The organism is Neorhizobium huautlense (genome assembly GCF_030811685.1).
Taxonomy (GTDB): domain Bacteria; phylum Pseudomonadota; class Alphaproteobacteria; order Rhizobiales; family Rhizobiaceae; genus Neorhizobium; species Neorhizobium huautlense_A.
The window spans coordinates 24,203-47,768 of sequence record NZ_JAUSRF010000020.1 but is presented as its reverse complement, the minus strand read 5'-3'; the positions used below and the strand labels follow the sequence as shown (position 1 = coordinate 47,768).

Genomic DNA, 23,566 nt, shown 5'->3' with positions numbered 1-23,566 from the left:
GCCTCCTCAACCCTGCCGCCACCCTTCGCAGGGCTGTTAGCCCCGCTTGTGCTTCGCGGCAGGATTGCTCGCCCGCAATTGCGGCCGGTCCCCCGCTCTGCGGTCCGGAAAGTGTCTTCGAAAATCAGAGAAGACAGGAAGGAGCGACAGCCTCGTCGCTCCATATCGGACAAGGAGCTTATCCATGCAAATCCTGAAGATCGATCCCCGTGCGCTGAACGCCAACCCCGACGATGCCCGTCAGTCGAAATCGTCGCCGCAGTCTGATGCTCTTCTTCTTGCGACCGTCAAGGCCGTCGGCATCATCCAGCCGCCCGTCGTGTCGCCACAGGTCGACGGTGGCAATGGCTATCTGATCCAGGCGGGACATCGCCGCGTTCAGGCCGCGATCGCCGCCGGCCTCGAAGAAATCGAGGTCGTCGTCAGCGAGGCGGCAAACGACAATGGCGCCATGCGCTCGATGGTCGAAAACATCGCCCGCGAGCCGCTGAACCCAGTCGACCAATGGCGCGGTATCGAACGCCTCGTCGCCCTTGGCTGGACCGAAGAAGCGATCGCGGTTGCGCTCTCCCTTCCCGTCCGCCAGATCCGCAAATTGCGGCTGCTCGCCAATGTTCTGCCGGCCATGCTCGATCAGATGGCCCGTGGCGACATGCCGAACGAGCAGCAGCTGCGCACCATCGCGGCGGCCTCGCTTGAGGATCAGAAGCAGGTGTGGAAGGCTAACAAGCCGAAGAAAGGCGACACGGCGTCCTGGTGGCAGATTGCCAGTGGTCTTTCGAAAACCCGCATGTTCGCCCGTGATGCGAGCTTCGGTGACGACCTGAGGGAAGCTTATGGCATCGAATGGGCAGACGATCTTTTTGGTCCGGCCGACCAGGACAATCGGTTCACCACCAATGTCGAGGCGTTTCTTGGCGCCCAGCAGGAGTGGATGACCAGCAACCTGCCGAAGAAGGGCGCGATCGTCGAGGTCAACAACTACGGCCAGCCGGCATTGCCGAAAAAGGCTGAGCGCGTCTACGGCAAGCCAGGCAAGGGCGATCATACCGGGATGTATCTCGACCGCGACGGCAAGGTTCAGGCGGTGCATTATCGTATGCCCGAACCGAAGCCGTTCAAGGGCGGATCGGTGGTATCCGATAATGGCACGACAGTTGACGATACGACAGTTTCCACGCCGCGCCCCGATGTGACCCAGAAGGGCCACGACATGATCGGCGATTTCCGCACCGACGCCCTGCATGACGCACTGGCCCGCGCTCCGATCGAGGACGACATGCTGATGGCGCTCCTCGTCCTTGCCTTTGCCAGCTTGAATGTTCGGGTCGATTCTGGTGCTGGCGGTGCATACTATGGCGGCGCTCGCTTTGGGCGCCATGCCGCGCGTCTCTTCACGGATGATGGTCGCCTGTCGTTCGACATGGACACGGTTCGCATCACTGCGCGCGCAGCGCTGATCGACGTGCTCTCGTGCCGGCGCGGCATGTCGAACAGCGGCGTGATCTCGCGTATCGCCGGCGATGCTATTGGCGCCGACAGCTATCTGCCGGATATGGGAAGCGAGGATTTCCTCGTGTGCCTGTCGCGTCAGGCGCTCGAGGTCGCGGCAAAAGATGTCGGCATCGAGCCGAAGGCCCGCGTTCGCGAAACCCGTGCAGCACTCGTCGAGCATTTCGCAGGCGACGCCAAGCTCGTGCATGCGAGCGCGTTCTTCGCACCGGATCGCCGGGATGTGACGGTCTTGCTCCGCCATGCCGAGGCAGCGGGGGTGGAAGAAGAGAGGACCGAAGCGGATCAGGAGCAGGATGACGGCGTCTCGGGTGGCGACGCGATTGATGCCGATGCGGACGAGGTCGTGGATGACGCCGAAGAGTCTGTCGTAGGCGGTCTCGAAGACCACGAGACCGCCTACGACGTCGCCGCCGAATAGGTTCCAACCAACGGATCTCAGGTTCATCGCGCCGCCGGCATCACCGGCGGCGCTTCTGTTTTCAGCAAACGATGGAGCATCCGATGCCCACGCTCACTACTCAGCAGAGCGATCCGATCGCCGAAGCGCTCGGCATAGAATTCTCCCTCAGCGCCGAGGGATTTCCGGTAGCGCGTACCCGCGAGCTTGTGTTTGCCATGATCACGACGCCCGCAGGAAGTTTTCTGGCAAGCGCCTGGCGACCCATAGGGCCGCTGCCGGCACTCAGACAACAGGACTTCTATCGCCATGACGGCCACCTCGCCGACGAGGCCGCCTTCGTCGCGCGCGTCATCGAAACCGCCGAGCATCAGCGCGACTTGCATGATCTCGGCCGCGTCCAGGCCCGCATTTCCTGCAGCACGCCTTGGGGCATGTCACAGTCCGCGACGATTTACGGACCGGGTATCGTGTGTCACGCCACTGCCGGCCATGGCGGCTTCCATCTTTCTTCCGACCGAAACCTTGCCGTGCCCTCCGCTCTCCGAAACGACACCGGCTGGTACGAAGAAGATGTCGAATGGGCGGTGGTTGCCCATGCATTTCCGGACCTGTTCACGGGATATGAGCGACGGACGGCAGACGAAACCATCCGGCACAGATGGCCGGAGTTTTGGGAGACTGTGCATGGCCGGCTGCTGGTCGCAGGAGAGTCTCGTGCCAAGGATCGCCAAGTATTCGACGGGATCCATGCCAACAGTTGGATCGTGTCATCGGCGATCTTCTCCGATCACCATGCCGGGATGACGGAAGTCGTGGCGCGTCGTGGTCCTAAGCGGGAGATTGGGGGGGGCGAGCGACGTTACCTCATTGACAGCGACGAGTATGCCGGTCGCGGTCCGTTCGGCTTCGTTATCGACGAGGCTCGCCACCAGCTTTGTGACGGGCCGTCGTCCTTTGTCGGTTGGTCGAGGTCGACAGCATGAGTCCTGCAGGCCATCCCATCGATGGCGGAGCTAATCGTCTGGACTTCGATCGTATCCAGCGTCAGATCGCGCATCGCGCCAAGCGACTGACTATGACGGCAGGCGTGCTGGCACGTTGGCGAAGGCGATATGGTCGGCGACGGGGCCCCTCCGGTCGGGCGTTGCTGCTGGACCATGCAAGCCGGCTTGCCTTCGAACGACGTGCTGAACTAGAGGCCATGATGGAGGGCGAAAGCCGCATGGTCGGTCGTGCCACCACGATTTCTGACTCTTGCTGCGGAGTTGATGGGCAGTGAGGGGTCATATCTCACGGGCATCTTCCGCTGAAACGTCCGCTTGACTGAGATCGTGCGGGTGCTGTGTTGGTGGTCTCAAGTGTCGGTTCCGGGATCCGTTTCGGACCCTGCCTGATCTCTCTCGGGTATGTCACGGTCTTAAGCCTGCTGCCGGTCGTTTCAAGGCCGCTATCGCGCCGCGTGGCGGCCTACCGCCCCTCCCTCGCAAACCGTCTTCGCGTCCCGCGCAGGGCTTTTCCCCGCTTGACCACAAAGTCAATTCGCTTGGTCAGGGCTTCCGGACCTGTGAAGCCGCCCGTTGGTCGCAGGCTTTGGTCGACCGCACCCGAGGGAGGGCCGGCAGGGAGCCGGTTCGAGCCCTTAGGCAACCGACAAGGAGACCACCATGGCAAAGCCCGCAACCAATCGCTCTTCAACGCGTGTCGTCCAGCTCCGCAAGGGCGCCACCGTCGAAATGGTCCGCCTCACCTGCCCGGACGTCACCCAGGCGCTTAAGATCGCTGAAAGCTTCGGGGCCGTGGTCATCGACAGCGACGGGATTCGCGATCTCCACGAACGGCTCCTCACCGAGACCGCAGATGCTCTCAGCGAAGGCCTTGGCGAACGCGCAATGCAGATCCACCTCCAGCGGATCGTCGGCGCCTATGTCGGCTCCGCGCACGGTGCCGGACAGTTCTACGGCAGTGCCGTCACCCAGGCACGCGACGCCACCGCGAAGGCTGCAAACGACGCCCGTGACGAAGATCTCGACGGTCCCGTCGGTTACGATAGCGCCGCGCACCGCAAACGGGAGTTCGCCGCAGACATGGGCATCCAGGCTCATGCACTGCGCATGGCAGCTGAAGGTGCTGTCGCCGCCTACAAGCACATCGTCGGCGAGGCCTGGAAGCCCTTCGATCGCCCGATCGAAAATCCCGGACAGTCCGTCGATCGCAAGGCTGCAGAAGCGCAGATCTCGGCATTCGACTGATATCATCTGGCGGGGAAATCCTCCTCGCCTCCATCAAGATCGGGTCGGCCCTTGGGGACCGGCCCTTTTTTATGGTTCTTCCGAAGGAAAGAAAAAACAAGGAAAAGCGTGCGCCAGACGCGACCGATGCGGCCCGTCCTCGGCGTCGGTTCTGCAGGGGCCACCGTCTCAGGCAACGGCTTCGCCGTCCTCCACTTCGTTTCGGCCGTTCCGGTGCCGGAACCCGTTTCTTACCCCCCTGCCTGTGCCCTCCGCGACGGGCCGCAATCGGTGCGGCCGGCTTGTTATGGAGGAAAGAGATGAGCACGAAAAAAGACGCAACGCGGGCTGACATTTACACCCGCATCACCGAGACAATTGTCGAGGAGCTGGCCGCCGGCGTGCGACCCTGGATGAAGCCCTGGAGCGCCGGAAACATCGATGGAAGGATCACTCGCCCTTTGCGTCACAACGGTCAGCCATATTCGGGCATGAATGTACTGCTTCTCTGGTCGGAGCAGATGTCGCGCGGCTTTTCCTCGCCGATGTGGATGACTTTTAAGCAGGCGCTCGAATTGGGCGCTGCCGTCCGCAAGGGCGAGACCGGCTCGACGGTTGTGTTCGCCAGCCGCTTCACCAAATCTGAAGCCGACGGCAATGGCGGGGAGATTGACCGTGAAATCCCGTTCCTGAAAGCCTACACCGTCTTCAACATTGAGCAGATCGATGGGCTGCCAGATCATTATCATCATCGACCGGAGCCGGTTTTGGATCCGGTTGCGCGCATCGACTTGGCCGATCGCTTCTTCCGAAACACAGGCTCGGTAGTGCACCACGGCGGCAATCAGGCGTATTATGCGCCCGGCCCCGATCTGATCCAGATGCCGGCATTCGAGACATTCAAGGATCCGGCCAGCTATTACGCCGTTCTCGGACACGAGCATGTGCATTGGACTGCGGAGAAAAATCGGGTTGGCCGCGATCTCTCCCGTTATGCCCGGGATAAGAGCGAACGTGCCCGTGAGGAACTGATCGCAGAGCTCGGCAGTTGCTTTCTTTGCGCCGACCTGGGCCTCGTGCCGGAGCTTGAACCCCGGCCGGATCACGCATCCTATCTACAGTCGTGGCTCACGGTGCTTGCCAGTGACAAGCGTGCGATCTTTCAAGCTGCCGCCCATGCGCAGCGCGCTGTCGCGTTTCTTCACGACTTGCAGAGCAATCCGGAGGGCGAACAACTAGCGGCCTGATCAAAGCTGAACCGGTGGTGGGCCGACGAGACCGATCGTTGGCCCGACGTTCAATCAGGAGCGCTGCGCTTCGATCGGGGCAGCCGCCTCTGCAGTAATCGATCGCATATCGGGGTCCAGAGCCGGATCCGGTTTTAAATCCAGCGATCCCCATATCGAGGTTTTCTTCGTATCAGGTTTGGTTTTCCGGGACGGCTTGATCTCGACGATAAAAGGCCTTGTCTGCTTTGCCATTGGTCCTCCGGCTGGCGAATCATGGCAGTACGATAGCTTGGGCTTGGATGGAAACAAGCTGGTGAATGTCGTGTTTCCACCAGTCACTGCTGCGGCATCAATCCAGGGCGGTTCGATAAGATCAGCATGGTCTGCGCTCACAGTTCCCCAGTATCGCCATATCCGGTTTCCTTCCGATTGCATTTGTTGGCCTCCCATCTGCGGGCTCGATGAGGCATGTCTGACCGAAGACCGGCTTTGCCTCGATCGTTTTGCCGCAACGGCACTGCAACTTTTCTTAACCCCTGCCGGCTGCACCGCCATTCCTCGCCGACTAACAAAAGTGGCAGTTGCCGCCCTCCATTTCATTCCGGCCCAATCGCCACCCCAACGCGCGAGCGCGGATGGGGACCCCGGCTGGGTGCGGTCCGATCGTCCCCGGTCTGCACGACAGCCATCGAGGCCGCGATGGGCGTGGCCCGAAAAACGAAAAGGAACATGAACATGGCTACCATCGGCACTTTCACCACTGCAGACTATGGCTTTTCCGGCTCGATCCGCACCCTCGCCTTGAACGTCAAGGCTCGCATCGCCCGGGTGGAAAACCCTTCCGACAAGGGACCGCACTTCCGCATCTATGCCGGCAATGTCGAACTGGGCGCAGCCTGGCAGAAGACCTCTGGCGAGGGCCGCGACTTTCTCTCGGTCAAGTTGGACGACCCGAGCTTCCCCGCTCCGATCTACGCGACGCTTGTAGAGATCGAAGGTGAAGATGGCCTGCAGCTCATCTGGTCCCGCCCGAACCGGGACTGAAACAAGATCGGCCCCGCCGTCAAGGCGGGGCCGACGGATTGATCGGATCCTGGGTCTGGAGACGATGTCAGCAGGCTCTTCGCCAAGGCATCGCTGCGACCGCCATGGGGTCATTGGAAATTCCGGCTTTTCACCTTGAGGGTATCAATGTGAAGATCTGGAATGAACATATCGCGCGGCTGAACGATCGGTTTCGGTTTATCGCGCGGATCCGGTCCGCCACCATGCGCAAACTCGTCTCCCCTGCCCGCGGGCAGTTTGAATTCGGTATCACGGTCGGCCAGAGCGGACAGATCGCCTGACAGATCGAACAGTTGCTGCGCGACGAGATGCACGACCTCTCCTTCCCGCTGGATGCGTCCATTGATCGCCATCATTGACGAGCCCAGCACCACGCGCCGGCGCATTTCGAACAGCGATGGCCATACGACGATATTGGCAGGACCGGTTTCATCCTCGATGGTCAAAAACATCACCCCCTTGGCCGAGCCCGGTTTTTGCCGTACGAGAACCAGACCGGCCGTATAGACCCAACGTCCATCGCGGGTGCCCATGGCATTAGCGCAGGTAATGATATTTTTGGTCTGCAAGTCCTTGCGTAGAAATGCGACCGGATGCTGCCGCAGTGTCAGGCCGACATGGCTGTAATCCTGAATGACGTTATGGCCATCGGTCATCTGGCGGAGCGCCACGTCCGGCTCCTGTTGCTCCGGTATCGCCTGCGCCTCCCGCTCGGCGGCTGCGGCAAACAGCGGCAGGGGCTCGTCGCGCAACGCCTTGATCGCCCAAAGCGCATCACGCCTCTCGAGCTTCAATGAGGGCAGATAGGCATCGGCCTTTGCCAATTCGACCAACACATCTGCCGGTACGCCGGACCTGCGCCACATATCATCAACAGAAACGAAAGCGCTGTTCATACGCGCGGCGACGATGCGAGCAGCATCCGCGACCGCCAGACCTTTGACCCGTCGAAGGCCAAGACGCACCGCATGACGATCTGTGTTGCCGATCCGCTCGAGCGTGCAGTCCCAGCGAGAGCGGTTGATGCAGACCGGCCTGACCTCGACGCCATGGGCGCGTGCATCGCCGACGATCTGGGCCGGCGCATAAAAACCCATAGGTTGGGAGTTGATCAGTGCGGCACAGAACGCTTCCGGATAATGGCATTTGATGTAATTGGACGCGTAGGCAATCAAGGCAAAGGACGCTGCGTGGCTTTCGGGAAAACCGTAGGATCCGAAGCCTTCAAGCTGGCTGAATGTCTTTTCGGCGAATTCTGCCGTGTAACCATTCTTCACCATGCCGGAAACCAGCTTGTCCTTGAACTTGCTGACACCGCCGGAGAACTTGAATGTGGCCATGGATTTTCTGAGCTGGTCAGCCTCGCCGCCGGTAAATCCGGCACAGACCATCGCCACTCGCATCGCAGATTCCTGAAAGAGCGGCACGCCCAGCGTCTTGCCGAGCACCGCCTCAAGTTCGGGTGTCGGATATTCGACCGCCTCCTTGCCCTCGCGTCGGCGCAGATAGGGATGGACCATGTCGCCCTGGATGGGACCGGGCCGGACGATTGCTACCTGGACGACGAGATCGTAATATGTCCGTGGTTTGAGGCGTGGCAACATCGCCATCTGCGCCCTGCTTTCGATCTGGAAGGTGCCGAGCGTGTCGGCGCGCCGGATCATGGCATAGGTCGCCTGATCCTCCTGCTCGATTGTGGAGAGATCCAGATCCCGGTCCTTGTGCGCGCGAATGAGCTCGAAGGCCTTGGCCATGCAGGTCAGCATGCCGAGTGCCAGGATATCGACCTTCATGAATTTGAGGGCTTCGACATCATCCTTGTCCCATTCAATGATCTGCCGATCCTTCATCCTTGCCGGCTCGATCGGCACGAGATCGTCCAGCCGGTCATGGGTCAGCACGAACCCGCCCGGATGCTGGCCGAGATGACGCGGAGCGCCCATCAATTGTTGCGCCAGCTTCAGCGTGAGGGCCAGACGGCGATCTTCGGGATTGAGGTTGAGCTCGCGGATGTTGCGATCCGGCACTTCTTCCGACCAGGACCACATGCCTGACGACAAAGCCTTGATGACATCTTCCGGCAGGCCAAGCGCCTTGCCGACATCGCGGATGGCACCCTTCGCCCGGTAACGGGTAACGGTGGCGCAGAGTGCCGCCTTTTCCCGACTATAGGTTGTGTAGATCCACTGAATGACTTCCTCGCGTCGCTCGTGCTCGAAGTCGACGTCGATATCGGGCGGCTCGTCGCGTTCCTGGCTGACAAAACGTTCGAACAACAGGTCATTGGTGACCGGATCGATGCTGGTCACGCCGAGAATGTAGCAGACGGCGCTGTTGGCGGCCGATCCCCTGCCCTGACAGAGAATGCCCTGACTGCGGGCATAACGCACGATTGAAAACACCGTCAGAAAATAGGGCGCATATTTCATGGTACGGATGAGATCGAGCTCGTGGCGCACGGTTTTGAGTACGTTCGGCGGCAGGCCTTCGGGATAGCGATCCGGAACACATTCCCAGACGTAATGCTCCAGTGATGCTTGGGCATCCTTGCCCGGTACGATGGCCTCCTCCGGGTACTGGTAGGTCAGTTCCTCGAGGGAGAATTTGCACCGGTGAACGATTTCCATGGTCCGGGCCAAGGCTTCCGGGTAGCGCGGAAACAGACGCTCCATTTCTTCCGGCGGTTTTAGATATCGATCAGCGTGGCGTTCGCGCTCATAACCGACATCGTCGATGGTTTTGCCGGTTCGGATACAGGTGACGATATCCTGCAATTGTCGCCGGCCCGGTTCATGGAACAGCACATCATTGGTGACAACTGTCTTCACTCTCGCCCGCACCGCCTGATTGGCAATCTCATAAAGGCGCATCTGGTCATTCGGCCGCCGGCGCAGGCAGAGCGAGACATAGGCCCGGTCGAAAAACACCTCGGCCATTTTCCTCAAGCGCAGCGCGCAGAGATCATCAGCCAGATCGGGAACCAGTATGCCGATCATCCCGTGCGAATAGGCGATCACATCATCCCAGTGCAGGATGCAGTTGTTCTTGCCGCCGCGCGATTTTCCAAGCGTGATCAGCCGGGTCAGCCGGGAATAGGCGGCCCGATCAGTCGGATAAACGAGAATGGACATTCCATCGGCGAGGTCCAGTCGGCATCCGACCACCAGCCGCAGACCCGGCCCGCGAGATGCCTCGAGCGCTCGAACAATCCCCGCCAGACTGTTTCGGTCTACGACGCCGATGGCATCGATGCCAAGTTCCGTCGCTCGCTCGAACAGTTCCTGCGCCGACGATGCCCCGCGCAGGAAGGAGAAATGTGTCGTGACCTGGAGTTCGGCATATCTCATGCAAAAATCCCGTGGCAGAACCACCGGTGGCTGCCGGTCTCGGGATCGACACCATCGCCGGAACGAAACACCCAGAGGCGCTCGCCGCTGTCGTCCTCGACAACGAAGTAGTCGCGCACGGCTTCCATCTCGCTGTCACGGCGCCACCATTCGCCAAAGATGCGCTCCGGGCCGTCGGCGCGTTTCACTTTGCGACGCTTGCCGCGCCAGGTGACGGCGACGGGCGGATGGTCCGGCATGAGTGCGATGACGTCGATCACTTCCGGTCGCTCCAGCAACCTGACCGGGCGGCGCCAGTGATGAACCCAGGATACCTCAACCGGCTCGGCGACAGCGCTGATGCGTTGGACGGAGCGCTCGGGAACGTCGGACGCCAGTGGCGCCAGCCGGTAAACCCTGTGCCCACGGTTTCCATAGATGTCGATCAGCGGCGAAACGTCGGTGACCTCCTCTTCCACCAGCGAAGACGATTTCTGCAGCTCCTCAAGCGGTTCCGCGATGATGGCAACCAGTGTCAGCCGCTCAATCCCAAACCCCGGCTCGATCTTTTCGGTCCGGTCGCGAAACAGCTTGGTCAACCAGGCGATATCACGCGACGGTTTGACTGTGCCGGCACGGATGGCCTGTCGCGTATTGTCGACCTTGTCGACGATCAGGTCGGCACGGCGCACGCCCACCCCTTTTTTCTGCAACTCATCGATCAGTTGCACGACAAGACGACCAACATATTTGTCGATGGTCTCGGCCGCACCGATCGGCTCGGCGAAGGAGCGCGTGACCTCGACCAGTTCGTCCGCACGGATCGGGTCGATTGGCTCGGACACCCGTCCAAAAATCTGGTCGAGACGTCGGCCGAGTTCAGGACCGAAACGAAGGGTGAGCGGCGCACGCGGCGTGTTCGCCAGTTCGCCGATCGACTGGAAACCGAGTGTTCGCAGATCGCCGATAATCTTGGTCGGCAGGCGCAGCAGGGAAATCGGCAGCCTCTCCACCGCGCGAATGGTCTCTCCGATCGGTACGATCACCGTCTCACGGGTGATCGCACGCGCGCAAGCGTGCGCAGCACCCCAGGTATCGGCCACCGCCACGCGGGCCGTCAGCTTTTTTGCCAGGAACTGGTTTGCGATCTTGGTCACCATCGGCAGTTCACCGCCCTGCAAGTGGTCCGCACCCTCGGTGTCCATGACGATGCCATCCGTGCCGTCGACCGCGACAATCGGGGAATATTGGGTGAGAGCCCAAAGCGTGATCCGTTCAAGCGCCGCCGCATCGGCGGCTGCGTCTGCATCGACCAGCATCAGACCGCGAAACAGCGCCTGGGCTTTTGCCGCCGGCATGCCGACATGCACGCCTGCCTTTTTCGCAGCAGCGTCCGCGGCAGATACCCAGCGTTTGGGACCGCTTTTGGCGATGACGGCGATGGCCTGTTCAGGCGGAATGGAGGGATCGTCGCGGCGAATGCGATCGGTCGGCAGATCCGGAAGGTAAATCGACACGACCCTGCTCATCACATGCCCTCACGAGAAACTCAGCACACTCACCCGCTTTGACGCGCATCAACTCGACAAACCATCGATGCCTTCCCACGCCCGGAACCGGCAGGTCGTCGGACGGCATGACGCTCACCCTCCACCGTGTCGTCGATGCCGTCGGTTGTCCGAAGTCATTGGCTTCCGTCTGCCGCCTCCAGCGGCGCACAGCCAATGCCATTGTCCCGGTCCGCTCTGCCGCCAGCTGCAGCCGGCGCGAACCGACCATCGGTAGCCGGACCAGCTCGCCAACGACGGCGCCGAGCCCGCCGTAGGAAAGCCCCTCCTCCATATTGGCGAGCACGTCCTCATCCTTGTCGGACTCGACGAAGATCACCCGATCGGAATGAAGGCCGACCTGGGCCAACGCCGGAAAGAACAGATCGGGCCGCGTCAGGCACCAGACAATCGGTCCTTTGGTGCGTGCTGCAATGCCAGCAGTAAAAAGAGCGGCTGCGGCGCCATCAACTGTGCCTGCCCCACCGCCGGCAAATTCGTGGAGCGCGCCATAGGCAAGGCCTCCGCCGGGCAGGGCCGCATCGATTTCCGGCACGCCGAAGGCAAGACAGCCAGCCTTGCGGGCTGACATACCTTCCAAAGCCGAGATCCGCTCACGCAGATCGTCGATTACCTTTTCCCGGGCAGCAGTCATCGTTCACGGCTCCCTTCAAGGTCGTGGTGACAAAATTCAGGACCAGCATCATGCTGGACAAAATGCGGATGTTCCGTTTCTGTTCCTGACGAGGGGAAGAGTCAAGCGGTGCTAATGTTGGGAATATTGTCCCATGCCTATTTTGGCCCCGGAATTTCTATGAGATTCAGAGGCATAGGCTGTGAGGAAATATTTAATCGATCAACTATCGCATATTGGATAATCGAAGCCGAGAAGCAGCCTATATTTTCCCTTTACAGGAATTAACGTCAGTCTTTGAAGAACACACGGTTTGCTTCCGACTGAGCAGAAAAGGCGTCCTTCTCTTCATCGCCGGTACCATCGACAAATCCAGCTGCTTCCCGTGGCGGGACTGTCCAATGCCATTTCGCGGCTGTGTTCCCTTTGAAACCCTCCGGCCAGACTTTCGCGACCTCGTTTCCTTCATGGAAACCGAGCCGCTCATTTACATCTGGGGGCTGAAGCCAGCGGAGCGATTTATCTGGCAAATGCTGAGCCTTATTTGTTTTCTGTTGAAATGGCAGGCTGCAGTAATGCAGCGAAGATTGATGTCGCGCAACTTGATTATGGCCTGATCACGACATTGCGCCCTTGGAACATGCTAGCCGCGCGGTCACTCCAACTTCATTGGACATGCCGAAATTATGGCTTACGGTCATTCGGTGGAGGAACCCTGTCATGATTATTCCGCGAAATGTTGTTGTGTCAGATGCAGAGATGGATGCACTTCGGCGAAAGCTTGCCACTTACGCTATTCGCTATCATCTCTCGGGCCCGATGAAGGATCGGCTGGTCGATCATACATTCATTGAGCTTGCCAACGAACCTGACATTTTGCTCGAAAAACCGATTGAGCAGGCGATCGCGGAAACAATGCACCGCGTATTTATGAGTGGTCAGGCTGCACAATAATCATCCATTCACCACAACCGTCTGCACGTCTTGAAAACCTTCGGCGCCCTCATAGTTTGCACGTTTGTGTGGGGAGACCGAAAGTGCCGTTAAAGCCAGGAAACGAAATGACGGCTTGTTTGCCCCATGCAGATGATGGGATTGCTTTCCTAACGGCGCAATCAACTGCACGTTGGACCGCTGAAGGCCACGCCGCCGCCATGCAGGGCCACTCCCGGTTCGAAAACCCCTATCGCTTCCACAGCCAGGCAATACAGCATGACGCGTGGATTGACGGTTTTCAACGTTTCCAGCGGTAATTACAGCCCAATGGACGCCCGCTCGAAGTGATAGGATTTCTACCTGCTGCCACTGCGTTGAACGGCAACAGGTCCTCGAGTTGTGTTGAAGCCGTCACTCCCACTGCCGAGCCCAGATCCGCAATTCGCTTTTTGCCTTTTCAGGCCAAGCCTTCACATTCGGATGGACAACAATTTTCTTGCCCGCTGGTTTCCATGCCGCAAACACGGCGCGATCCTGTCTGGACAGGAAGAGAAGGCCTGCTTCCTCATCGCAATTGTGTGGCCTGCAAGCCGATCCGACGAAATCATCGCCTTTGAACTCGCCGCTTCCCACGCCAATCATAAGTTCCTGGAAATAGTCAAAATCAGGACCGACAAGGGATCGCACCGACGCCGAGACTTCCTGGTTTCGGAATGCGTCAGCTGGATGTGTGAGTTTCCGTTCGCGAAGATTGTCCCAACCAGATCCCGCGGTTGGCTGGAATTCGGTCGCGCTCAAGGTTTTAAAGCCGCCTGCCAAAGTCCATTCCCATCGTTCTGTTTTTCGGCCCGGCACCGGTAAAGCCGAGAAGGCAATTCGATCTCCTTCAACGCGGTGCTCTATAGAGACACATGAATCGATGGGGCCGTCCAACCGCGGAGTTTCGGCAAAAGATAAGACGAATGGAGAGCCATCGCAGGCATTGCCACCTGGAGAACTGGAGCCGACCAGTGCCAGAACGCCGTTGATCGACACGATTTCATCAAACAGGATGATCGAGTTTTTGTGCAGTTGTCGCCCATCGACCGACAGCGCGGCCTCGAAATCCTCCTTTTTTATCTCGACGGAATGCCCGGCCACTCGGCCGACCTCGATCGCCTGCGCTGGCGTTGCCGCAATCGGAAGCAACGACACAACCGTCACGATAGCGAATGATCCAAATAGATGGCGGCATGTCTTGATCACAAACCTGGCTCCTCGAAATTCTCGCGTCTAAGCCGTAAGGCATAAAGCCGACTGGCGCCAAGATGAAACTGCCCTAGATTGAAGACATGCTTTCTGCTCGGAGACGATGCCAGTAATGTGCAACTTGTATTGCATGGAAGACAAGGACTGGGTCAGCACCTGGGCAAAGGACGTCGAGAGCCTGATCAACCTCATGCCGGCCTACCAGATGAATCCTGACCAGATGGGGCCGATCATCCGAAATACTGTCGAGGGCAAGCGACAACTGGTCAATGCGCGCTGGGGCCTCCCCTCCCCGGTCTTTGTTCAGGAAAAGGCTGCCAAAACCCGCTCAGAAAAGCTGAAGGCCAAGGGTAAGTCGATCGATTTCGACGAACTGTTGAAGATGGAGCCGGATCGCGGTGTCACCAATGTCCGCAAACTCAACCTCGGGCACTGGAAGCGCTGGTTTGGAGTTGAGCATCGCTGCCTCGTGCCTGTCACCACGTTTGCCGAACCCGATCCGGCATCCCAGGAACCCAGCGGCAAGGTACCGAACGCCTGGTTTGCGCGCGATGAACAGAAGTCGCTTATGTTCTTTGCGGGCATACACGTGCCGCAATGGACGAGCGTACGGAAGGTGAAAGACGGACTGACCACCGATGGCCTTTACGGTTTCCTCACGACCGATCCCAACGCGCTGGTGAAGCCTATCCATGACAAGGCCATGCCGGTTCTGCTGCTGAGCCATGAGGAAACGGAAACGTGGATGCGGGCACCATGGGATGAGGCCAAGGAGCTTGCGCGCCCCCTGCCGGCAGACGAACTCATCATCTCCTCGCGCGAACCCTACGGCTCTACAATCGTCAGCAAGACTGGCGAACAGATCGAGCAGGCAAGCCTGTTCTGAAATCTGTGCCCGGACGAAATCAGGTCACCCAAACAGTTTGTCAGGTCCGCAATATCCCGAACATGCGATTGACCGCGCTTGAATATTGTTGCGGCATTGCCGCAACACCTTCGCTCAGAGCTGTTTTCCAGGCGGGGCCCCGCTCCCACGCCTCCTCCAGAACCTCCGACAAACCACCGCCGCCACCCGTTCTCGGCAGGATATCAAACAGCATTCCGGCTTGAATCAGATCTATTTCGGACTTCGCCTTGCCGCCGGCGTTGTGCTGACGCCGTCCGGCAATGATCAGTTTATGGACCGCGTAACGCGCCGGATCGGGAACGACCACCGAGATGCCGGCAGCGTGCAGCAGGATGGAACGGACCGGATCGCGAATTAGAAAATCCATGAACCTTAACGGTTCAGCGGCAGCACATCCCAATGCAGGCATGCGCGCAGGTTCATCCGCATACTCTTCGGAACCGCGATTTGTGGTGAGAAACTCGACACGATAGCCATCCGTGTTTCGGAAGGCATGAGATCGTTGCGATCCACTGATATGCGGTATCGCGCGAAACGTCGGATCGACGGCTTTCAAAAGGTCAAGGATCGGTGGCAAACTATCGCCAACTTCGGCAGAAATGGCGTAGTCCTGCGCCAGATCAGGGTCGCCCGTCAGGATTGCGGCCATCGGCAGGCGAACACCGAGATAAGCGGAATAGGATTGGAACGCGACGGTCCCGACAAGAACGCCGTGCAATCGAAACAATCCGCCCCTTGCAAGAGCGTCAACAACCTCTCCCGTTTGTCGATCAGGCGCAATCAGGCCGGCCTCTCTGGTCAGCGTGGAAATCAGCTTGCGGCGGCCCTTGTAGTCGGCTTTCTGCTCTTTCTGTTGGGAGACGCGAACGGCAATATCCTGATCATCCGCTGGGCCGACGTAACGCCGTTTTTGGCCGCCCTTACCATCGGGCTGATCGAAATAGAAATAGGTCCGCTGATCGACCTTTACGGGTACGAACCGTCCCGTTGGCGGAAAATCTTCCGACCAGTCGTCATCGAATGTTCGCTGCTGCAGTTCCGCCACCATGGTGCGAAACATCATGTCTATCTGCTTCACGATAGGGCCTTATACTGGTTTCGCGATTATAGTATAAACTCAATTCGAGCGGCCAAGGGTAGAGGTCGAAAAACCCGGCGGCCAAACCAAAACGGTGGCTATACTAGATTCGCTAAACCGGTATAGCATTTCCGAACACTTTCTAACACGGTCCCCGAAGCACCCGCGCTTTGCTCTCATGTCCCGGGAAGCGACTTCTAAAGGCAGCTCAGATTTTTCGACAGCTACGTGTCCAAGTTGTCAGAGAAGGCCGTCGGATTGCCCTTGCTGCTCCATGCTGTTATGTTCTCTTTTTGTTTCGCGAAATGCTGAACCATGATGGTGGCCTAAACCAAAGTGATGAGTAATGATCCTCCCCTTCGAAAGATCATCCATGTCGACATGGATGCCTTCTACGCTTCGGTTGAGCAGCGCGACAATCCTGAGCTTCGAGGCAAACCAGTGGCGGTCGGTGGGGAAGGCCCCAGGGGCGTCCTGACCACGGCAAGCTATGAGGCGCGTGTTTTTGGCGTTCGCTCGGCCATGCCCTCGGTGACGGCCGCCAGGAAATGCCCGGATCTGATTTTTGTAAAGCCGCGATTTGAGGTCTACCGTGCGGTCTCGCAGCAGATCCGTGAGATTTTTGCCGAGTACACGCCAATGGTCGAACCGCTGTCGCTCGACGAAGCTTATCTTGACGTCACGGAAAACCTGAAGTGCATGCCAATCGCCACCGAGATCGCGCTCGAAATCCGGGCAAAGATCAAGGCGGTCACCGGGCTCACCGCGTCGGCCGGAATTTCCTACAATAAATTCCTCGCAAAGATGGCCTCCGACCTCAACAAGCCCGATGGCCAGGCCGTCATCACGCCAAAGAATGGCGCCGCCTTTGTCGAGCAACTGGCCGTGAAGAAATTCCATGGTGTCGGGCCGGCGACAGCGGAGAAGATGCATCGTCTCGGCATTGAGATCGGGGCTGACCTGAAGACGAAATCGCTGCCATTCCTGGCGAAGCATTTCGGCAAGTCAGGTCCTTACTTCTACGGTATTGCGCGCGGGATCGATGAACGTCAGGTCAAACCGAACCGTGTCAGGAAATCGGTGGGGGCAGAAGACACGTTCTCGAAAGACATTGATGATCTCGATCTTGCCGTGCTGGAATTGGGACCCTTGGCGGAAAAGGTATGGCGCTATTGCGAGGGCAAGGACATTGCTGCTCGAACCGTTACGGTGAAGATCAAATATTCGGACTTTACCCAGGCCACCCGCAGCAGGACAGAAAGCATTCCGTTTGTTGACCGCGACAGCATCCTTCATGCCGCGACCGGTTTGTTGGCAACAGTCTATCCGTTCAAGCTTTCGGTGCGCCTGTTGGGTATAACGCTTTCATCTCTGTCGGGTGATGAAAGCGACATCACATCGGAACAACCACAGTTCGATCTCGATTTATAATCAGAGCAACTGATATCCGAAGGTGACCATCATCGACATGTCCTCACCCCGAGTTCGCGTCATCGATCTTGAGACCGGCGGCAATGGCCCCGACAATGTCTGCGAGATCGGTTGGCAAGACGTCGTCCTTGATGAAAACGCCGCGTGGCAGGTCACCGAGGAACGGGGCGCCATACTGATCAATCCGGGACGTCCCATGTCCCCCGACACAATGGCGGTGCATCATATTCTGGACGAACAGGTTGCCGATGCACCCTTCTGGAAAGAAACTGCTGCAGCCGTTCTTCGTCCGCCGGGGCGCCTCGATGCGCTGGCGGCCCATCGGGCAGCATTCGAGCAACGATATTGCAAACCGCGCTTCACCGGCGAAACGCCCTGGATTTGTACCTGGAAATCCGCACTGCGCGTCTGGCCGGATTTGCCGCGTTTCTCAAACCAGATGTTGCGTTATCAGCGCATGCCGGCCGGCCTCGTTCACGAGATCGGATTGCCCGCCCACCGCGCCATGCCTGACGCATATGTTACCGCTCATCACCTGAGGGACTTATTGAACCAGACTTCGCTCGAGCGGCTTCTTGCCTGGAGCAAAGAGCCCGGCCTCCTGCCGCGCGTCCCTTCCGGACCCGACCGCGGCAAGGGATGGGATCGTATCGAAACCAGCGTGCTCGCTGGATTGGCGCGCGACAGGGATCAGGATATCCGCTTCAGTGCACAGACTGAATTGTCGCAGCGAGGCGAAAGTAATCAGCGGGTCACGGTCGAGCCGCCGCAAAAATCGTTTTTCTAGGAGGAGTTGGTTCCCCGTGGTTGGGTTTCCAGTGCAGCATCCTGACGGTCATTTGGAGTATCAACGGCCTATGAGGCCCGACAGCGACGACCACCCGGCGAGATGCAATGAACGGCTCTCGATCGAGCCGTTCAGGTGTCAGGAATCTTACAGGTTGACCTTGGCATTATCGCCAATGTCAGGACGGGCGCTGCTGACGGCGGCAGCGGCCATCTTGATGTAGCTGATGACGGTGCCTGGGCTGTCCCAATATTCGGCCGATGATGGCGTGATCTTGAGAATACGGATCGACGGGTCTTCTGCATTGTCCCACCAGGCTTTGGCAGGTGTCGCCCACAGTTCACGGATCTTTTCCCGATCGTTGCGGATTTCGGCAGTGCCGGAAATGGACACGTATTTCTGGCCCTTGGAATCCGCAAATGCCAGACAGATTTCCGGATGGCGGGCGATCTCTTCATCCTTGTGGCTCGCGACATCCGTCAGGAAATAGACGGCATTTTCATCGCGGTTAGCGTAAGCCGACATGGGACGTGCACGCAGGGTCCCACCGCTTTGTGTCGTCAGCATGCAAAAGCCGATTTTATCGACCAGTTCCCACACTTTGCTGATATCGTCTTTCGTATCGGTCATTGATGATCTCCTGTTGTTCGAGAACTGCAACGACACAGACGTCATGTCGTTCCGTCCGCCGTCTCGCGATCGAACCTGCACGCAGGTCCGCTCGTCACGACATTTTCTCGCAACCTGTCAGGCCTAGCTGCCGTGTCGAGGTTCTGGAACGACTTAGTCACTCCGGTGTTGAAATTGTCTGATGCATTCGTGGAGGCAGACATGGAAAACGCAGCAAAGGACCTCGCCGACGAATATCGACGTCTGGGCGGCACGCGCCTTGCCTTGATAGACGACAATCTTGGCTCTTCCCGGGAGTGGGAACATGATCCCCCTGAGGCCGCGCGATTCTGGGATGAAAAGATTGCTGTTCTGACAGACCACGAACGGCGGGACGTTGAAACTTATCTTCCCTCGGTCAGCGATGCAGATAACGGGCACACGCCCCGATGATGGCTCGGCAGATCATCTTTCCGGCCAGTGAGTGGGTGCCGAACAACCCGCGATTTCCCGTCCTGGTTTACAAAGTGGCTCTGACGGATACCACGTCGTTCAAAAACCTGTTTTCCTCTAACGGATGGAGTGGAATCTGGACAAACGGTGTCTTCGATTACCAGCACTACCATTCTGCTGCCCATGAAGTCCTTGGCATCAGCCGAGGCCATGCGACCTTGCTAATTGGAGGGCCGGGTGGCGAAGCGATAAGCGTGGAGCAAGGAGATTGTCTCCTTCTTCCTGCCGGCACAGGCCATCGCAACCTGGATTGCTCCGACGACTTCCAGGTTATCGGTAGCTATCCTCCCGGTCAGCAGGCCGATATCCTGACGTCCGCCGCCACAGCTCAGCAACTTTCAGCAATTCGGTCCTTGCCAAGGCCTGAAACAGATCCTGTGACCGGCGCATCCGGCGGGCTGATCGAGTGCTGGGACGATACGGTTCCAAGCGACTGATCTGCAACGCCTTCAAGGACATCGCCATATCCCAATCCGACATTCGCGGGTTGGCAAACAGACACGATCGCCTAGTTCTTGAAGAGACCTGCTGTTCTTTACCCATCACAGGAGCCTCGCATGAAATCCAAGGTCGCCGACATTTTGACGGAGGTTCTCCATGCCGCCGGCGTGGAGCGGATATATGGCGTCGTCGGTGACAGTTTGAACGGGATGACAGAGTCTCTGCGCAAGCGTGGTGATATCGAATGGATCCATACCAGACATGAGGAAACCGCAGCTTTTGCCGCCGGTGCTGAAGCCCATGTCACCGGGAAGCTGGCCGTATGCGCGGGAAGTTGCGGACCGGGCAATCTCCACCTGATCAACGGCCTGTTCGATTGTCACAGGTCCGGTGTCCCGGTGCTCGCCATCGCCGCACAGATTCCGTCGGCGGAGATCGGCCGCGGTTATTTCCAGGAAACCCACCCGGATCAGCTTTTCCGAGAGTGCAGCCACTTCTGCGAACTTGTGACCCGACCGGAGCAACTCCCCGGGGTTCTGGAATCGGCCATTCGTGCCGCCATCGGTAAAGGCGGCGTTGCCGTTGTCGTTATCCCGGGCGATATCGCGCTCAGCGATTATTCGGCAAAAATCTCGAAATCAACTGCACTGTCCATCGCCAAGCCAAACATTGTGCCGGCCGAGGATCAGGTTGCAGCGCTTGTCGAAATTCTAAAAGGTAGCTCGAAGACGACGCTGCTGTGCGGTCGTGGCTGCGAGGGCGCTCATGATGAGCTCATCGAATTTGCGGCAAAGCTCAAGGCGCCAATCGTGCATGCGTTGGGCGGTAAGGAACACGTGGAATGGGATAATCCTTACGATGTGGGAATGACGGGCCTGATCGGGTTTTCGTCCGGTTACAAGGCGATGCTGGACTGCGATACGCTGGTCATGCTCGGCACCGATTTTCCGTATCGCCAGTTTTACCCTACCGATGCGAAAATCGTGCAGGTTGATATCCGACCCGAACATCTCGGGCGAAGAACGCCGCTGGATCTGGCGATCGTCGGTGATGTCAAATCCACGTTGCGTGCCGTACTGCCGCATCTGGAAGAACAAGAGGCAACAAAACACCTCGAGCGCTGCCTCGCAGCATATGAGAAAGCTCGCAAAGGGCTCGATGAGCTTGCGCATGGCAAAGAGGGAGGACCAATCCACCCGCAGCATGTGGCGCGACTTTTGAGTGAGCAAGCCGACGAGGATGCGATCTTCACCTTCGACGTTGGAACACCGACCGTGTGGGCAGCGCGGTACCTGAAAATGAACGGTAAGCGCCGGATGATCGGATCACTCGTTCATGGCTCAATGGCAAATGCTCTCCCTCAGGCGATCGGCGCGCAGGCAGCCTATAAAGGTCGCCAAGTGATCAGCATGTCCGGCGATGGCGGCTTTGCCATGCTGATGGGTGATTTTCTGACGCTGGCCCAGCAGGACCTGCCGGTCAAAGTAATCGTCTTCAACAATTCATCGCTCGGTTTCGTGGCGATGGAGATGAAGGCGGCCGGTTACCTCGAGACGGGAACTGATCTCAAAAATCCTGATTTTGCCGCCGTGGCCCGTGCCGCCGGCATCCATGCCATCCGCGTCGAAGATCCTGTCGAACTGGAGCGGGGCATCGAAGCCGTCTTGCGCCATCCCGGCCCAGCATTGCTCGATGTCGTCACCAATCCTCAGGAGCTATCTATCCCGCCCAAGATCGAAGCAGCCCAGGTGATGGGCATGAGCTTGTGGGCGGCCAAGACGGTCATGAATGGCCGGGGCGATGAGCTTCTGGACGTGGCGGTGTCGAACTTCTTCTCGCGGCGGAGGTGAACATTTTCAAAATTGGCCTGCTGTCAAACGGGCGGACGACGTTCGAGGGTACATCCCGGTGCTCAGAAGGCGATCCGTAGGGCTTAAGCTCGCCAGACGACCATCTGCACGCGCAGTGCCCTTTAGCCGCGTTGCAAGTCGAGCTGCGTTGTGACGATCGTCTTACCGGTTGCCGGATCCCTGTCGATGGTCCGAATACGCAAACCCTTCTCGCCGACCTTCTGGATCGTCATGGTGGCTTTTCGATCGCCATAGACGGTATTCGCCCATGTCACGTCGAAACGGATCGTGTTGCCCTTGCGCACACCGGCGAGTTTCGACGGCTTGCCGGATACGCCAACATATGTTCCGGAATATAAGGTTCCGGACGATCGGACCTTGGCATTGAAGCTGCGGGAGACAACCGCAAGCGCGCGGCACGTCCCGTCCATCGAGAAATTACTGACATTGGCGTCCGACCGCATGCTGCACGAAACCTTGACATTGCTGCCACCCAGCTTCGTCAGGGCAATGCCGCCACCTGACCACCTTCCTTCGATCGACTGCAGAAACTCTGCGTCGGAAGCCATGGCTTGTGATCCGGCACAGACGGCAAAGATAAATATGGCTTTGGCGAAAGCTTTCATGACTTTGCTCCCGATAGTTTCTTCAAGAACACTCAGGAGCCTTTCCTGTTCCCGCGTCACGATGTTCGTTGAGCCATGCTTGCTACCGCATATGAATATTGCCATTTACCTGGCAGACGCCCTACAGGGCAGCTTATCATGCGGAACGATTTTGCCGGGGGCGGTCGGTCCCGCCTTTCGCTGCGCGACCGCGATGCTAAGGCTCCTGCGGCAGCCCTTGTTCCGGTCAAAACCGTGTCGAGAATTCCCGCTTTCCCGGCCGGCGGCCGTCGCTATGCTGAAAGCTCCGATACTCTTCATCATGCTCCCCGGATCTCGGCCGGACGCCGGTTGATCCGGGCTGGCGCTGCCGCGACGATGGGTCTGGTTGGGCGGCATCGTGATACGGAGAGATGGGATTTGCTCGGATCTTTCCATCATGGCGCGCCACGCGGTCTGCCTCAAGGATAAGCGTCCCCAGTTTTTGGGCGTAGGACGAAACCCGTCCCACAAAATTGGCTCCCAGGCTCTGCAGGTCGCATCCGTGATCCCTGGGGCTGGCCGCACTCTGCATCTTGGCCCGCCGTCTATCGAACCTCAAAGTGAACAGGAGGACGATGTCACTCGAAACGCTGATTGAAGAATTGCGTGCCCAACGGTCTGAAACATGGCATTCGGCAAGACGTCGGTTGCCTATTGCCGAACTCGATCTTGCCTGGGCCGAACTGCAGGTCATCATTGCGCAGTTGTCCGGCGAACGGGACACCGAACCGCGTTTTTTGAAGCCGGTCACAGCATTGAAGCGAGCGGAGAGTAGTGTTCGTATTGGATGACTATCGATACCGCCTGATGACACACCGCTGATGAGAGCTGTTATCTAAACAGCTTTTGAGTTCGTCGTTTCTTGGTGTCGAGCCGCAGAGCGAATGTCCTCAGCGAGATTGCCTCTTGCATGCTGCGATCGTCTGCTGAAAACGGCTTTGTCTGAATGCCATCTATCGGAGAGGCGTCCGACCCGGTCTGAGAATGGGCAGTGCTGCCTTGTTCCCGAAGTTCTAAAATCATGCTCACGAGGCCCATACGCAAAACCGCCTTTTCATCATGGAAAGGAAACCTAACATGGAATCGCGACGGCACAACAGAACCAATTTTCCGGATCGACGCCCCTTGATCGCGCGGCCTGCACCCGGCTGCAGTCTCTTTGGCCCATACATCAC

At 58.6% G+C, this 23,566-nt stretch carries 22 protein-coding genes; 14 read left to right on the top strand and 8 right to left on the bottom strand.

Annotation, left to right across the window (positions count from 1 at the left end; translation table 11 throughout):
* The first annotated feature begins 184 nt into the window (after window positions 1-184).
* From J2T09_RS22985 to J2T09_RS22970, 4 genes are all read left to right on the top strand, one after another.
* The gene (locus J2T09_RS22985; protein WP_306838961.1) at window positions 185-1,933 is read left to right on the top strand and encodes a ParB/RepB/Spo0J family partition protein; all 1,749 of its coding nucleotides are present in this window, start codon (window positions 185-187) and stop codon (window positions 1,931-1,933) included.
* Between the two features lie 83 nt (window positions 1,934-2,016).
* Window positions 2,017-2,898, top strand: coding sequence for a DUF7007 domain-containing protein (locus J2T09_RS22980; protein ID WP_306838959.1), 882 nt, complete (start codon window positions 2,017-2,019; stop codon window positions 2,896-2,898).
* Window positions 2,899-3,579: 681 nt separating this feature from the next.
* Window positions 3,580-4,164, top strand: coding sequence for a hypothetical protein (locus tag J2T09_RS22975; RefSeq protein ID WP_306838957.1), 585 nt, complete (start codon window positions 3,580-3,582; stop codon window positions 4,162-4,164).
* A 299-nt stretch (window positions 4,165-4,463) separates the two neighbouring features.
* Window positions 4,464-5,390, top strand: coding sequence for an ArdC family protein (locus J2T09_RS22970; RefSeq protein ID WP_306838954.1), 927 nt, complete (start codon window positions 4,464-4,466; stop codon window positions 5,388-5,390).
* A gap of 54 nt (window positions 5,391-5,444) precedes the next feature.
* On the opposite strand, the gene J2T09_RS22965 is transcribed toward J2T09_RS22970, so the two are convergent.
* A complete protein-coding gene (locus J2T09_RS22965) occupies window positions 5,445-5,624 on the bottom strand; it encodes a hypothetical protein (RefSeq protein WP_306838952.1) in 180 nt (59 codons plus the stop codon).
* A 483-nt stretch (window positions 5,625-6,107) separates the two neighbouring features.
* Between J2T09_RS22965 and J2T09_RS22960 the strand changes: the two genes are divergently transcribed.
* Window positions 6,108-6,416 carry a DUF736 domain-containing protein gene (locus tag J2T09_RS22960; protein WP_306839077.1) on the top strand — a complete coding sequence of 103 codons (309 nt, stop codon included), beginning with the start codon at window positions 6,108-6,110 and terminating at the stop codon, window positions 6,414-6,416.
* Window positions 6,417-6,526: 110 nt separating this feature from the next.
* Here J2T09_RS22960 and J2T09_RS22955 read toward each other — a convergent pair whose 3' ends face one another.
* The 3 genes from J2T09_RS22955 to J2T09_RS22945 are packed head-to-tail and all read right to left on the bottom strand — an operon-like array spanning window position 6,527 to window position 11,965.
* The gene (locus J2T09_RS22955) at window positions 6,527-9,784 is read right to left on the bottom strand and encodes an error-prone DNA polymerase (RefSeq protein WP_306838950.1); all 3,258 of its coding nucleotides are present in this window, start codon (window positions 9,782-9,784) and stop codon (window positions 6,527-6,529) included.
* The gene (locus tag J2T09_RS22950; RefSeq protein WP_306838948.1) at window positions 9,781-11,292 is read right to left on the bottom strand and encodes a Y-family DNA polymerase; all 1,512 of its coding nucleotides are present in this window, start codon (window positions 11,290-11,292) and stop codon (window positions 9,781-9,783) included. Before J2T09_RS22950 ends, J2T09_RS22955 begins: the two co-directional genes overlap by 4 nt.
* On the bottom strand, window positions 11,213-11,965 hold the full coding sequence (locus tag J2T09_RS22945) for an ImuA family protein (protein ID WP_306838946.1): 753 nt from the start codon (window positions 11,963-11,965) through the stop codon (window positions 11,213-11,215). Before J2T09_RS22945 ends, J2T09_RS22950 begins: the two co-directional genes overlap by 80 nt.
* A gap of 380 nt (window positions 11,966-12,345) precedes the next feature.
* Between J2T09_RS22945 and J2T09_RS22940 the strand changes: the two genes are divergently transcribed.
* On the top strand, window positions 12,346-12,561 hold the full coding sequence (locus J2T09_RS22940) for a hypothetical protein (RefSeq protein ID WP_306838944.1): 216 nt from the start codon (window positions 12,346-12,348) through the stop codon (window positions 12,559-12,561).
* 103 nt (window positions 12,562-12,664) lie between these two features.
* Complete coding sequence (locus J2T09_RS22935; protein ID WP_306838942.1) at window positions 12,665-12,898, top strand: hypothetical protein; 234 nt, start codon at window positions 12,665-12,667, stop codon at window positions 12,896-12,898.
* 393 nt (window positions 12,899-13,291) lie between these two features.
* Here the strand turns inward: J2T09_RS22935 and J2T09_RS22930 are convergent, their stop codons facing one another.
* Window positions 13,292-14,125: a hypothetical protein gene (locus tag J2T09_RS22930; RefSeq protein WP_306838940.1), complete on the bottom strand. Its 834-nt coding sequence runs from the start codon at window positions 14,123-14,125 to the stop codon at window positions 13,292-13,294.
* A 115-nt stretch (window positions 14,126-14,240) separates the two neighbouring features.
* Here J2T09_RS22930 and J2T09_RS22925 point away from each other — a divergent pair, with 115 nt between their 5' ends.
* Complete coding sequence (locus J2T09_RS22925; protein ID WP_306838938.1) at window positions 14,241-15,014, top strand: SOS response-associated peptidase; 774 nt, start codon at window positions 14,241-14,243, stop codon at window positions 15,012-15,014.
* 40 nt (window positions 15,015-15,054) lie between these two features.
* Here J2T09_RS22925 and J2T09_RS22920 read toward each other — a convergent pair whose 3' ends face one another.
* Window positions 15,055-16,113: a nucleotidyltransferase family protein gene (locus J2T09_RS22920; RefSeq protein WP_306838936.1), complete on the bottom strand. Its 1,059-nt coding sequence runs from the start codon at window positions 16,111-16,113 to the stop codon at window positions 15,055-15,057.
* Window positions 16,114-16,452: 339 nt separating this feature from the next.
* Between J2T09_RS22920 and dinB the strand changes: the two genes are divergently transcribed.
* Window positions 16,453-17,544, top strand: coding sequence for a DNA polymerase IV (gene dinB, locus J2T09_RS22915; protein WP_306838933.1), 1,092 nt, complete (start codon window positions 16,453-16,455; stop codon window positions 17,542-17,544).
* Between the two features lie 22 nt (window positions 17,545-17,566).
* Window positions 17,567-18,331 (top strand): exonuclease domain-containing protein, encoded by a 765-nt coding sequence (locus tag J2T09_RS22910; RefSeq protein WP_306838932.1) that lies wholly within the window; start codon window positions 17,567-17,569, stop codon window positions 18,329-18,331.
* A gap of 147 nt (window positions 18,332-18,478) precedes the next feature.
* On the opposite strand, the gene J2T09_RS22905 is transcribed toward J2T09_RS22910, so the two are convergent.
* Window positions 18,479-18,961, bottom strand: coding sequence for a pyridoxamine 5'-phosphate oxidase family protein (locus tag J2T09_RS22905; RefSeq protein ID WP_306838930.1), 483 nt, complete (start codon window positions 18,959-18,961; stop codon window positions 18,479-18,481).
* A gap of 201 nt (window positions 18,962-19,162) precedes the next feature.
* Here J2T09_RS22905 and J2T09_RS22900 point away from each other — a divergent pair, with 201 nt between their 5' ends.
* The 3 genes from J2T09_RS22900 to poxB all read left to right on the top strand — a co-directional run bounded on the left by J2T09_RS22900 (window position 19,163) and on the right by poxB (window position 21,744).
* Complete coding sequence (locus tag J2T09_RS22900) at window positions 19,163-19,393, top strand: hypothetical protein (protein WP_306838928.1); 231 nt, start codon at window positions 19,163-19,165, stop codon at window positions 19,391-19,393.
* Window positions 19,390-19,890, top strand: a complete 501-nt coding sequence (locus J2T09_RS22895; protein WP_306838926.1) for a cupin — start codon at window positions 19,390-19,392, stop codon at window positions 19,888-19,890. Before J2T09_RS22900 ends, J2T09_RS22895 begins: the two co-directional genes overlap by 4 nt.
* Before the next feature lie 120 nt (window positions 19,891-20,010).
* Window positions 20,011-21,744: a ubiquinone-dependent pyruvate dehydrogenase gene (poxB, locus tag J2T09_RS22890; protein WP_306838923.1), complete on the top strand. Its 1,734-nt coding sequence runs from the start codon at window positions 20,011-20,013 to the stop codon at window positions 21,742-21,744.
* 122 nt (window positions 21,745-21,866) lie between these two features.
* Here the strand turns inward: poxB and J2T09_RS22885 are convergent, their stop codons facing one another.
* Window positions 21,867-22,370 (bottom strand): hypothetical protein, encoded by a 504-nt coding sequence (locus J2T09_RS22885; RefSeq protein WP_306838921.1) that lies wholly within the window; start codon window positions 22,368-22,370, stop codon window positions 21,867-21,869.
* Window positions 22,371-22,966: 596 nt separating this feature from the next.
* Here J2T09_RS22885 and J2T09_RS22880 point away from each other — a divergent pair.
* The gene (locus J2T09_RS22880) at window positions 22,967-23,182 is read left to right on the top strand and encodes a hypothetical protein (protein WP_306838919.1); all 216 of its coding nucleotides are present in this window, start codon (window positions 22,967-22,969) and stop codon (window positions 23,180-23,182) included.
* The last annotated feature ends 384 nt before the right edge of the window (window positions 23,183-23,566 follow it).